The sequence below is a fragment of the Kitasatospora sp. NPDC004745 genome (genome assembly GCF_042873275.1).
In the GTDB taxonomy this organism is placed as follows: Bacteria; Actinomycetota; Actinomycetes; order Streptomycetales; family Streptomycetaceae; genus Kitasatospora.
Map to the genome: position 1 here is coordinate 109807 of NZ_JBIALK010000018.1, position 12217 is coordinate 122023.

Here is a 12217-nt window from a genome sequence, read left to right on the forward strand (position 1 = left end):
CCATTCTGTGTCCATCTGTGACCAGTCCGTGTTCGGATCGGGTCGGTGGACGGGGCCGGGGTGCTACCGGGGGCGAAGAACCGGGGGAGGAACGAGATGCTCGGCTTCGTCGTGCGCCGACTGCGCGGGCGACTGCCGCTGGCCGGCGCCGTGCTGCTGACCGTGCTGATCACCACGGCGGTGCTCACCGCGCTGGTCGCGTTCGACCGCGGCGTCGGCGAGGCCGGCCTGCGGCAGGCGCTCCAGGGCCCCGGCCACGCGCGCACCACCGTCGTGGTGACCGCCGAACACGGCCTGGACCGGCGCGCGCAGGACGAGGCGGAGCTCGCCGCCTACCGCGGCCGGCTCTTCGGCGACCTGCCGGTGCACACCGACGGCATGCTGCGCAGCCGCTCCTACGGCCTGCCCGGCAGCGCCACCGGAGCCGACGGTGCCGCCGCGGGCGGGCAGGGCCACCCGGCGCAGCCCGACCTGACCCTGCTGGCCACCGTCGACCGCGGCCGCACCCGGCTGGTCGGCGGCGACTGGCCCGCCGCCGCCTCCGGCCCCGTCCGCTCCGCCGCCCCGCAGGTCGCCGTCCCCCAGACCACGCTGGCCCGGCTCGGCCTCACCGCCCAGTCGCTGCCCGCCGAGGTCCGGCTGGCCGACCGGCTCGACGGCACACCGCTGACCGTCCGCGTCACCGGCGTCTACCGGATCACGGACCCGGGCGACCCGTACTGGCGCACCGACCCGGTCGGCGGCCACGAGGTCGAGGTCGGCGGCTTCACCACCTACGGCCCGATGATGGTCGACGAGAGCGCCTTCACCACCGGCGGACTCGTGCAGAACAGCCGCGGCTGGCTGCTCGACGCCGACTTCACGGGCGTCTCGCAGTCCGCAGCCGAGGCGACCGGCGCGCGCGCCCGGGCCCTCGCCGACGACCTGCGGACCCGCGCCGGGCTCCAGGCCAGGACCGAACTGCCGGACGTCATACGCGAGTTGTCCGACAGCCTGGTGGTCGCCCGGTCCACCCTGCTGATCGGCGCACTGCAGCTGTCCGTGCTCGCTGCCGCCGCCCTGCTGCTGGTGGTCCACCTGATCGCGACCCGGCAGGAGGGCGAGGACGCCCTGCTCGCCGCGCGCGGCGCCTCCGGCGCCAGGCTGGGCGCCTTCACCGCCGTGGAGTCGCTGCTCCTCGCCCTGCCCGCCGCCCTGGCCGCACCGGTGCTGACCCCGCTCCTGGTCCGCGCCTTCACCGGGGTCGGCCACAACCGCACGGTGACCATGGACACCGGTGTCCACTGGCAGCTCTGGCCGGTCGCCGGAGCCTGCGCCCTCGCCTGCATCCTGCTCGCCACCGTGCCCGGCCTGGTGCGCGGCGCCGGCGCCGCGCTGCGCCGCCGGGCCGGCGGCCGGCAGGCGCTCGTCTCCGGCGTCGCCCGCAACGGCGGCGACCTCGCCGTCCTCGCCCTGGCCGTCCTCGCGTACCAGCAACTCACCCAGTACGGCGGCGGGTTGTCCCCCGACTCCTCCGGCCGGCTCGGCGTCGACCTGCTGCTGGTGGCCACCCCGACCCTGGCACTGTGCGCCGGCACCCTGGTCGTGCTGCGCCTGCTGCCCTACGTCGCCCGGCTCGGAGCCCGGGTGGCCGCCCGCGGCCGCGGCCTCGGCCCAGCCCTGGTCGGCTGGGGCCTGGCCCGCCGGCCCGCCCGCGCCACCGGACCGGTGCTGCTGCTGGTGATGGCCGTGGCCACCGGTGTCCTGGCGCTCGGTCAGCACGCCACCTGGACCGCCTCCCAGCGCGACCAGGCCGCCTTCGGCACGCTCGGCGGCCTGCGGATCTCCGCGTCGCACAACTCCCTGATGGGCCAGGGCGGCCGCTACGGCGCGCTGCCCGGCGGCGACCGGCTCGTCCCCGTGGTGCGCGAGGAGCAGTCCCTGCCCAACGGCGCCGGAGAGCTGCTCGCCGTGGACGCCGCAGCCTTCGCCGCCCGCGTCCCGGTCCGCCCCGACCTGCTCGCCGGACACACCCGCGAGGAGCTCTTCCCGCCGCTCGCCCAGCCCGCCCCCACCGGGACGCAGGCCGGGCTGCCGCTGCCCGGCACGCCGCTGCGGATCGACGCGGACGTCTCCGTGCGCCAGCAGGACCACGTCGGCCTGATGGCCGTGGTCCGCCCCGAGGTCCGGCTGCTGCTGCGGGACCGCTTCGGCTTCGTCCACAAGGCCCCGCTGGGCACCGTGCTGCCCGACGGCGAGAGCAGGGCCTCGGCCTCGCTCGCCACCCTGGTCGACGCCCCGATCGGCTCGCCCGCCGCCCCGCTGACCCTGGTGGGCGCCCTGGTCTCCTTCAGCGACTCGGCCGACGGCGAGCTGACCATCCGCCACCTCGCCGTCTCGGACACCGCCGACGGCGCCGCGACGGCCGTGCCGGTGCCGACCGGGTTCGGCTGGACGGCCGTGGCGCCCGACGTGCACGCCAACCCGGAGGTCAAGGCCGGACCGGCGGCCGAGGTCGGCGCCGAACCGGCCGGCGCCGAACGGCTGTTCACCGTCCGCTACCGCTTCGCCGACGGCCGCGGCGAGGCCCTGCGCGCCACCCTCGCCCCGGCCGGGACGACCGCGCCGTCGAAGGTCGACGGCGTCGCCACCCACGACTACCTGACCGCCGCGGGCGCCTCCGTCGGCGACACCGTCCAGGTGCCGTTCGCCGGCATCGTCATCCCGGTCAGGATCACCGCGGCGGTCGACGCCCTCCCGGTCTCGGGCCGCAGCGCCGTGGCGGTCGACCTCGCCACCGTCTCCCGACTGATCGCCGCCCAGGGCCGGGAGATGCCCGGCCGCGCCGAATGGTGGCTGCCCGCCGACGGACCGGGTGACCGGACCCCCGCCGAGGCCGCCGCCGTCCTGCGCGCCGCCCCCGGCGCGCAGGACGTCCGGCTCTACGACGAGGCCGTCGGGGACCTCCTCGGCGACCCGGTCGGAGCCGCCCCGCAGAGCGCACTGACCGTCATCGCGGTGGTCACCGCCGTCCTCGCCGCGATCGGCTTCGGCGCCGCCGTGGCCGGCTCCGCCCGCGAACGCTCCCGGGACTCCGCGCTGCTGCTCGCGCTGGGCACGTCGCGCCGGCAGATCGCCCGGACCGTCGCCGCCGAACAGGCCGTCCTGGTCGGTCTCGGCGGGGTCGTCGGCCTGGGACTGGGCGCGCTCCTCGTCCACCTGATCGTGCCGCTCGTGGTGCTCACCCCCGCCGCCCGGCGCCCGATGCCCGAGGTGCTGATCGACCTGCCGTACGGGCAGGCGCTCCTGCTCGCGGCCGCGATCGCCGTCGTCCCCCTGCTGTCGGCCTTCCTGATGGGACGCCGCCGTCGAGACGTGGCCGCCCGACTGCGCCACGTGGAGGAGATGTGACCACCAAGGCCGGCACCAGCGTGCCCGAACCGTCGACCGACCACCGCCCGGCGCCCTGGGTCCGCACCCGGCTGCGCTCGGCCCCGGTGGCCGCCCTGCTCATGGCGGCGCTCACCCTCGTCACGGTCTTCCTCGCGGCCGCCTTCCCGCGCGCCGCCGACCGGGGCGCCGACGACGCGCTGCGCCGGTTCGTCCACGACCGCGGCGTCAACGTCACGAGCCTGCACGCCACCACCAAGGCGAGCCCGGAGGCGCGGGCCGCCGACCTGGACGCCGTGCGCGACCGGATGGTCGAGCGGATCGGCCAGGAGCTCACGCTCACCCGGGACGGCGAGCAGGTCGGCACCCGCGCCAAGGCCGGCCACCCGATGCTCAACGACGGGTACGACCGGCCCAACCTGCTCCCGCCGGGGCTCAACCTGGTCTACCTGCAGGGCCTCGCCGAACACGCCACCCTCGTCGACGGCGGCTGGCCCGGCGCGCCCGGCGACGGCCCCCTCCCGATCGTGGTCAGCCAGCAGGCCGCGGAGACCATCCACATCAAGGTCGGCGACCTCGTCGACAACGGCGAGAGCCTGCGCGGCCAGGCCCGCACCAAGGTCGTCGGGATCTACCGGCCCGACGACACCGCGGACCGGTTCTGGGACGCGATCGACTGCCCGGAACGCGCCTGCCTGGTCGTCAACTCCGAAGGCGCCGCCTCCTGGCGGACCACCGGATTCGCCGGCGGCGACGGCCGCTCCGCCCTGCTCGCCTGGGGCAACGGAGGGGAGGACTTCTGGCGCCTGCCGCTCGACCCGCACGCCCTGCGCGCCGACCGGCTCACCGCGACCCGCAAGTCCCTCGGCTCCTTCATGACCGGCCCCGGCGCCAGCTCCATCGTCGCCGCCACCGGGCGCCCCGACCTGCACGTCGTCTCCTTCATGCCCGAGGTCTTCACCTGGGCCATCGCGCGCTACGAGGCCGCCGCCCCGCTCGCCGCGATCGGCCCGGTCGGCGTCGCGGGCGTCGCCGCCGTCGTCCTGTGCCTCGCCGCCGCGCTCACCGGCGACCGGCGCACCGCCGAGGTCAGGCTGCTGCGCGCCCGCGGCGGCTCGCGCACCGGCATCCTGCTGCGCCTGCTCGGCGAGGGCGCCGTCGCCGTGCTGCCCGCCGCCGTCCTCGCCACCACGCTCGCCCTGGTGCTGCTGCCCACCCCGCGCTGGGGAGCCGCCGTGCTCGCCGCCCTGGCCGCCGCCCTGCTCGCGGTGCTGGCGTTCCCGGTGCGCGCCGCCGTGCTGCTCTCCGGCCCCCGGGGCGCGGGCGGCCGGGGCCGGGTCGTCGGCGAACTCGCCGTGCTGGCCGTCACCGTCGCCGCCGTCGCCGAGGTCCGCCACCGCGGCGTGGCCCCGGCCGGCACCGGACTGGACCCGCTGCTGATCACCGCACCGCTGCTGCTCGCACTCACCGGCGGGCTGCTGCTGGCCCGGATCCAGCCGCTCGTGATCGGCCGGCTCGCCGCCCTCGCCGGGCGCGGTCGCGGCCTGGTCGGCTTCCTCGGCCTGGCCCGCGCCGCCCGCGACACCGCGGGGCGCCGCCGGCCCTCCGCGCTGCCCCTGCTCGCCCTGCTGCTCGCCGTCACCACGGCAGGATTCGGCGCCACCGTGCTCGACGGCGTGGACAACCTGCGGCTGCGCGCCGCGCGGGTCTCCGTCGGCGGCGACGCCGCGGTCGGCGTCCCGATCTCGACGACCCTGCCGGAGGCCTTCACCACGGCGGCCGCCGCGCTGCCCGGGGTGCGCGCCGCCACCGGGATCTGGATCGAGAACCAGACGTTCATCCTCGGGACCGACCGCGGCGCCACCCAGGCCACCACCGTCGTGGTCGAACCCGCGGCGTACGCGGAGATCGCCAGGACCGTCGGGCTCGGCCGGTTCGACCCCGCGGTGCTGGCCGGCGCCCCCGGCGGCCCGGACACCCCGGTGCCCGCGCTGTTCAGCGCGGGCCTCGCCAAGCAGCTCTCCGGCGGCCCGTACCGGCTGCGCACGCCCAACGGCGGGGAGCTGCTCACCACCGTCGCCGCAACCGTCACGGACACCCCCGCCATCCCGGACGCGGTCAACGCCTTCGTGGTGCTGCCGGCCGGCCCCGCCACCGCCCGGCTGCCCGAACTCAAGCGGATGAACAACTGGCTCGCCGTCGGTGACGTCGACCCCGGCCGGCTCCGCGCGCTGTTCGCCGAGCACGGCATGGGGGAGGCGGTCGGCATGGCGAAGCGCCTGCGCGACGAGGCCACGGCGGCCAGTCACGACCCCGGCGGGGTACCCGTCGGGTACAAGGTGCGCACCAGCCGCGAGGCGGCCGCCGAGCTGGCCGCCGACCCGCTGCAGCGCTCCGCGGGGCGGCTGTTCTGGGCCGCGATCGCCGCCGGTGCCGGATTCGCCCTGCTCGCCGTCATGCTGACGCTGCTCCGGGCCGCGCCCGACCGCGCGGCGCTGCTCGCCCGGCTGCGCACCATGGGGCTGCGGCCCCGCCAGGGACTGGCCCTGATCATCGCCGAGACGATCCCGCAGACCCTCGCGGCGGCGGTCGGCGGCGGGCTGGTCGCGGCCGCCGCGGCCGGACTGCTCGGACCGGCCGTCGACCTGTCGGCGCTGGTCGGCGCCAAGGTCGACGAGGGCCTCGGCACGGCGCTGCTGCCGGTGCTGCTGCCCACGGCCGGGCTGACGCTGCTGGTGGTCGTCGGGGTGGTGCTGGAGACGGTCGTCACCGGCCGGCGCCAGATCGCCACCGAACTGCGGGTGGGGGACCAGTGAGACGGGTGACGGCGCCGGGCGCCGGGACGGCCAGGGCGGCCGGGCCCACCAGGGCGGCCGGGACGATCAGGACCATCGAGACCATCGAGACAGCCGGGACCGCCGGGCCGGCCAGGACGGCTGGGACAGTCAGGACAGGAGACGAGCGGTGAAGAGCACCCCCAAGGAGCGGCCGACCGCCGACGCCCCCAGCCTGCAGGAGCTCCAGGAGCGGGCGCTGGCCGCCGCGGCGCCCAGGGCCCACGGCGAGGGCGCGGCGATCGTCTGCGACCGACTGGTCCGGATCTTCAGCGCCGAGGGGATCGAGGTCCAGGCGCTGCAGGGCCTCGAACTGACCATCCGGCAGGGCGATCTGGTGGCGTTGGTCGGTGCCTCCGGAAGCGGCAAGTCCACCCTGCTGACCATCCTCGCCGGACTCGACGTGCCGACCGCCGGCACCGCCACCGTCGCCGGCTGCGACCTGCTGGAGATGTCCGCCCGCGAACGGCTGCGCTACCGCCGCGAGGTGGTCGGCTTCATCTGGCAGCAGACCGCCCGCAACCTGCTGCCCTTCCTCACCGCCGCCGAGAACGTCGCCCTGCCGATGCAGCTGCGCGGCCGCCGGAGCGGGGCCGGCGGCACGCGGCGCCAGGCGGCCCGGGTGGCGGAGCTGCTGGAGGCGCTGGAGATCGGCGACCTGGCCCACCGCCGGCCCGACCAGCTGTCCGGCGGCCAGCAGCAGCGGGTCGCGATCGCCGTGGCGATGGCCAACAACCCGCCCGTGCTGCTCGCCGACGAGCCCACCGGCGAGCTGGACTCGGAGACCGCGGGGGTGATCTTCGAGTCCTTCCGCACCGTCAACCGGGAACTCGGCGCCACCGTCGTGATCGTCACGCACGACCCGATGGTCGCGGGCGAGGTCCGCCGCACCGTCGCCATCCGGGACGGCCGGACCAGCAGCGAGGTGCTGCGCCGCACCGTGACCGACGAGCACGGCGAGGAGTCCGTCAACGAGCGCGAGTACGTGATGCTGGACCGCACCGGGCGGGTGCAGCTGCCGGTCAAGTTCCTGGAGGCGCTCGGGATGGAGCACCGGGTCGCGGTCGACCTCGCGGCGGACCACATCGAGGTGCGCCCCGACGACATCGCCGGGCACTGAGGGCGGGCACTGACGGGCGGGAGCCGTGGGCGGGCGAGCGGGGGCGGGAGCGGGGGGAGCGGGGTGGTGGGGGCGACGGGCGGGCGGAGGCCGGCGGGCCCGGGCTACCCGTCGCCGCCCATCCGCTGGAAGAGTCCGCTGTCCTCGGCATCCGTCCGGAGGTCGGGTGCCTCCCGGTCGGCGCGCTCACCCCGGGCGGCGGCGGTGCAGAGGGCGAAGACGAGAATTGCACTGGCCGCGACGGCGAGGATTCCGAGGGCGGTCAGGACGCGTAGCCAGGTCAAAGTAGTGCCTCCCTGGGGACGGTGCGGACGAACGCCGCCGGGAGAGATATCGGCAGTTCGGCCTGCACGGTCGAGTGTCCACAGGCGGTTCTTCCCGTCGTCTGCCGCGCGAGAGGTCGCCCGCGCGGGCGCTCGAGGCATCGACGGAGCGCGTCACACGCCTCTGCGCGCCCCCACGGGGGCTCCGGGCAGCCCAGCTGGGCCGCCCACCAGCGCCCTGAGCGCGACGAGGTCCGGCTTCCCCGCGCCGGTCAGCGGGATGCCCGGCAGGACCAGCACGGAGTCCGGGGCGCACCGGGCCCCGGCACGCTCCCGCGCCCAGCGGAGCAACCCCTCCGCCGACACCCCCGAACCCGGCGCGGCGACCACCGCGGCGTGCACCCGCTCCAGACCGTCCGGGCCGGCCGTCGCGACCATCACCGCCTCGCGCACCCCCGGGTGCGCGCGCAGCGGCTCCTCGACGTCCCTCGGGAACACGTTGTGCCCGGCCACGATCGCCATCGGGTCGCGCCGCCCCGCCACCGTCAGGTAGCCGGAGGCGTCCAGGGCGCCCAGGTCGCCGGTGTGCAGCCAGCCGTCCCGCAGCACCCGTGCCGTCAGCTCCGGGTCGCGCCAGTAGCCCGCCATCGCCGTCGGGGTGCGCACGCAGATCTCCCCGGTCCGGCCCGGCGGCAGCACCGCGCCGTCCTCGTCCAGGATCCGCACCGAGGTGTCCGGGAACGGGCGCCCGGCGGTGGTCAGCAGCCGCGGGTCCAGGTGCTCGTCCGGGCCCAGCCTGGTCACCGGGCCGCACTCCGTCAGGCCGTACGTCTGGTGCAGCACCCGCCCCAGCCGGCGGGTCGCCTCCGCCAGCCGGCGCGGCGACGGCGGGCAGCCGGTGTACGTGACGCGGCGCAGGCTGCCGGTGTCCGTCACCGGGAGCAGCGGATGGTCCAGCACCTGGTACAGCAGGTGCGGCGGCAGGTACACCCGGGACACCCGGAACCGCTCGACGGCCGCCAGCACCGCCCCCGCCGCGAAGTCCTCCTGCAGCACCACCGTGCCGCCCGCCGCCAGCGCCAGATCGGCCGTCGTCCCGCCCCCGTGGCACAGCGCCGTGCAGAGCAGGAACGACGAGCCGGCCGGCAGCGGCGGGCGCGGCGGCCGGGCGAAGCGGCGCAGCACGCCCTTCGGCCGCCCGGTCGTCCCGCCGGTGAACCGCACCGCCATCACGTCCCGCGCCCGGTACCGGGGTGCCACCGGCTCGGGCGGATGCTCCGCGGCCAGCGCCGACAGGTCCGTCCCGAGCGCCGAGGGGCCCAGTGCGAACAGCCCGGCCGACGGCAGCGCCCGCCCGATCGCCGCGGCCGCCGCCGAACAGCCCACCGGATCGAACACCAGCGCCGAGGTGCCGGCGAAGCCGGCCAGTTCCACCAGCTCCGCGAGCGGCGCGTCCGGATGGAGCACCGCCACCCGGCACCCCAGCAGGTTGGCCGCCGGCCGCACCAGGAGTGCCTCCGGCCGGTTCCCGGACAGCACCGTCACACCGTCACCGCGTCCGAGCCCCGCCGCCTCCAGCGCCCGCGCCGTCCGGTACACCGCGTCCAGGCACTCCCGCGCCGTCAGCGCCGCCTCGCCGAACCGGATCGCCACCCGCCCGGGATCCCGCTCCAGCCCCGCCAACACCAGTGCGGTGTACGTCGGTTCCGCCTCCGCCACGCTCCAGCCTCCTGTCCGGTGGTCCGTCAGCCTAGGGCGTGGCGGCGGGTCCGGCGGCGTGATGCGGCGGATGCCGCCACCGCCGGGCCCGGGGGCGGGGCACCCGGCGGGAGCGGCGGGCGGCCGGATGTTGTTAGGGTTCGCGGTCGGACACGGACGGGGGACGGGTGAGCACCAGCATGGACACGGCCGAGGCGCCGGGCGGCTACGGCGCCGAGCGGCGGCCGCGCGGCGTCGTCGACCTGCGGGGCGAGGCCGGGGAGGCCTTCACCGTGCGCTACCCGGTCGGCGCGGTGGTCGTGGTGTCGGGCCTGCCCGGCGCGGGGAAGAGCACGCTGCTGCGGCGGTGGTCCGGCGCGGGCGCGGTGCCCACCGTCGATCCGCGCACCGTGCACGAGGCCTGCGAGGCCGTCATGCCCGCGAGCCTGCCGTACGCGGTCTACCGGCCGTGGGCCCGGCTGGAGCACTTCCGGCTGCTGCGCTCCTCCGTCCGGCGCGGCGGCCCGCTCCTGGTGCACGACTGCGGCAGCCGGGCCTGGATGCGCCGCTGGCTGGCCCGGGAGGCCGCCCGGCAGGGCCGCCTCCTCCACCTGGTGCTGCTCGACGTCGGCGCGGCCACCGCCCTCGACGGCCAGCGGGCCCGCGGCCGGCACGCCTCCGCCCGGGCCTTCGCCCGTCACCGCCGGGGCCTGGACCGCCTGTTCGCGGCCTTCACCCGGCACGTCCGGACCGGCGCGCCGACGCCGACCCCGGAGGCCGCGTCCGTCCTCCTGCTGGACGCGGTCTCCCGCTCCCGCGCTGCCGAGGTGCGGTTCGGGGAACCCCCGGCAGGCTCGGCACCGACCCCGACGGGTGGGATCGGCGGATGAACACGCACGCCCACCCCTTCGTCGGCGACTTCCGCGAGCTGGAGCGCGGACGGCCGGACGGCCCCTCGCTGCGGGACGCCGTCAGGGCCGAGGTGCCGGAGTACGAACGCGAGCTGCTCGCGTACCTGGAGGGCGGCTCGGTGCTGTTCGCCTCGCCCAGCGCCGTCCCCGACGTGCTCGGCGACCCCGGCGCCGTCATCGGCGGGCTGCACCTGTGCACCGACGGGACCTGGCTCCGGTACTCCGACCTGGCCCATGACGTGCGGCACTACCACGTGGCCCTCGACCCGGCCTTCCTCGCCCACGCCCGCGGGAACGGCTGGACCGCCCCCGCCCTCGACGACGACGCCCTGGACGCGATGCTGACGGCCCTGTTCGGGGACGAGGCGGGCTGACGCGACCGGGGCCGTGCCGTTCGGGGCCGGCGCCTACGGGCCCTCCGGGGCCGGCTCCGGGGAGAGCGGCGGCCGCCCGGCGAGGAGGCCCTCCAGGAACTCGCCGTGCCGGGGGAGCGGGGTGCTCCGGGCCGCCGCGGTCCGCGCCTCCAGGGTCCTGGCCTCCCGGGGCCCGGTCTCCCCGGCCGGCGCCTCCGGGGCCCGCGTCACGAGGGTCCGGGCCTCCGGGGCCCGCGTCACGAGGGTCCGGGCCTCCGGGGCCCGCGTCACGAGGGTCCGGGCCTCCCCGGCCCCGGCCTCCCGGGTCCGGGCCTCCAGGGCCGGGACGGGCGCCCGCAGCACCCTGGTCCGCTCGGCCCGGTCGGAGACCATGATGCCGAGGACGTCCGCGAGGCTGGTCATCGAGTGGCCCGGCTCGACCCGGCCGGTGAGGACGGCCTCCGGTTCCCCGGCCAGGCCGTCCACGGCCGGCGGGGCCTGCTCGGTACGCGGGCCGGCGGTCGTCCTCCGGCGCCGTGTCGGCGCGGGCGTCGCCGCCTGGGTCGTCGCCCTCGGGGCCTTCGCCGGCGCGGGCTCCGCCGCCGAGCGCGCCACCGCCGACTCCTCGCGCAGTCGGCCGACCTCCGCCTCCAGCGCCGCGAGCCGTGCCCGCAGTTCGTCCAGCTCGCCCATCCTCGTCACTGTCCCTGCCCTCCCCGGCCGTCCACGGCCTTTGACGTGCGGGTTCAGCCTAACCGGGGGGCATCCCGGGCCCGGGGGAGAGGGCGCGGACGGCCGGGGCCGGCTTCCGAAGCGTCGGGAGCCGGGCCCCGGCCGGTGCCGGATCAGGCGCGGCAGCGCAGCATCTCCAGCGGCGGGTACGCGAAGAGGTCCGCCCAGAAGTCCTTGCCGTACTCGCGGATGCCGGCCTCGGAGATCTGCAGCGGGACCCACTCCAGCTCGCTGAAGCCCGCCGCCCGCAGGCTGCTCTCGTAGACCTCGCGGCGCGGGGCCGTGCCGACGATGCTGATCGGCTGCGGTTCGAGGAGGGCCGTGACCCGCACCCGCGGGCCGGTCTCGGCCTCCTCGTCGAGCCGCTCGCAGCGGAACCCGTACTCCTCGAGGGACGGACAGTCGAAGCCGTAGTCGGGCTTCTGGGCGAACACGAAGAACTCGCCGCCCGGCACCAGGCTCCGGTGGATGTTGCGGCACATCCGCTCCATCGCCGCGACGTCCTCGGCGTAGTTGAGGCACTGCACCGCCAGCGCGATGTCGAAGCGCTCGTCGAGGGGCCGCAGTTCGGCCACGTCGCCGACCTCGTAGCGCACGCCCAGCGGCTCGCGCTGCTCGATCGCCCGCGCGGCGGCGATCATCTCCCCGGAGATGTCGACGCCGAACACGTCCGTCGCGCCGCGTCGCTTGAACTCCCTGCTGTAGAAGCCGGTTCCGCAGGCCAGGTCGAGGACCGACCTGCCGCTCACGTCCCCGACCAGGCCGAGGAAGCTCGGCACCTCCCCGAAGCGCGTCAACGGCAGTGCCTTGAAGCCCTCGAAGGCCTCGCCGATCCCGTCGTACTGCTGCACGCCCATGTGCTGCCCCCTCCTGTACGCCGTCCTGACGCGGACGCCGTCGTGTGCGCGGCCGTGCGGGTGCTCCGCTCCCGGACTTG

9 protein-coding genes are annotated in these 12217 nt (G+C 77.0%); 5 read left to right on the top strand and 4 right to left on the bottom strand.

Annotation, left to right across the window (positions count from 1 at the left end; genetic code table 11):
- Nucleotides 1-96: 96 nt before the first annotated feature.
- The 3 genes from ACFYUY_RS26380 (at nucleotide 97) to ACFYUY_RS26390 (ending at nucleotide 7323) form a co-directional block, all read left to right on the top strand.
- The gene (locus tag ACFYUY_RS26380; protein ID WP_387904235.1) at nucleotides 97-3390 is read left to right on the top strand and encodes an FtsX-like permease family protein; all 3294 of its coding nucleotides are present in this window, start codon (nucleotides 97-99) and stop codon (nucleotides 3388-3390) included.
- Complete coding sequence (locus ACFYUY_RS26385; protein WP_387904237.1) at nucleotides 3387-6185, top strand: hypothetical protein; 2799 nt, start codon at nucleotides 3387-3389, stop codon at nucleotides 6183-6185. The genes ACFYUY_RS26380 and ACFYUY_RS26385 overlap by 4 nt, the downstream gene beginning before the upstream one ends.
- A 148-nt stretch (nucleotides 6186-6333) precedes the next feature.
- The gene (locus ACFYUY_RS26390; RefSeq protein ID WP_387904240.1) at nucleotides 6334-7323 is read left to right on the top strand and encodes an ABC transporter ATP-binding protein; all 990 of its coding nucleotides are present in this window, start codon (nucleotides 6334-6336) and stop codon (nucleotides 7321-7323) included.
- Between the two features lie 104 nt (nucleotides 7324-7427).
- On the opposite strand, the gene ACFYUY_RS26395 is transcribed toward ACFYUY_RS26390, so the two are convergent.
- Nucleotides 7428-7607 carry a hypothetical protein gene (locus ACFYUY_RS26395; RefSeq protein ID WP_360222447.1) on the bottom strand — a complete coding sequence of 60 codons (180 nt, stop codon included), beginning with the start codon at nucleotides 7605-7607 and terminating at the stop codon, nucleotides 7428-7430.
- 153 nt (nucleotides 7608-7760) lie between these two features.
- Entirely contained in the window at nucleotides 7761-9305 is a 1545-nt protein-coding gene (locus ACFYUY_RS26400; protein ID WP_387904243.1) for an AMP-binding protein, read from the bottom strand.
- 167 nt (nucleotides 9306-9472) lie between these two features.
- On the opposite strand from ACFYUY_RS26400, the gene ACFYUY_RS26405 reads away from it, so the two are divergent.
- Nucleotides 9473-10174 (top strand): AAA family ATPase, encoded by a 702-nt coding sequence (locus ACFYUY_RS26405; protein WP_387904246.1) that lies wholly within the window; start codon nucleotides 9473-9475, stop codon nucleotides 10172-10174.
- Nucleotides 10171-10569, top strand: a complete 399-nt coding sequence (locus ACFYUY_RS26410) for a hypothetical protein (RefSeq protein ID WP_387904248.1) — start codon at nucleotides 10171-10173, stop codon at nucleotides 10567-10569. Before ACFYUY_RS26405 ends, ACFYUY_RS26410 begins: the two co-directional genes overlap by 4 nt.
- A 33-nt stretch (nucleotides 10570-10602) precedes the next feature.
- Here ACFYUY_RS26410 and ACFYUY_RS26415 read toward each other — a convergent pair whose 3' ends face one another.
- Both ACFYUY_RS26415 and ACFYUY_RS26420 read right to left on the bottom strand, forming a co-directional pair.
- Nucleotides 10603-11241, bottom strand: a complete 639-nt coding sequence (locus ACFYUY_RS26415) for a hypothetical protein (RefSeq protein ID WP_387904251.1) — start codon at nucleotides 11239-11241, stop codon at nucleotides 10603-10605.
- A gap of 152 nt (nucleotides 11242-11393) precedes the next feature.
- Nucleotides 11394-12137, bottom strand: a complete 744-nt coding sequence (locus tag ACFYUY_RS26420) for a class I SAM-dependent methyltransferase (protein WP_387904254.1) — start codon at nucleotides 12135-12137, stop codon at nucleotides 11394-11396.
- Nucleotides 12138-12217: the final 80 nt, after the last annotated feature.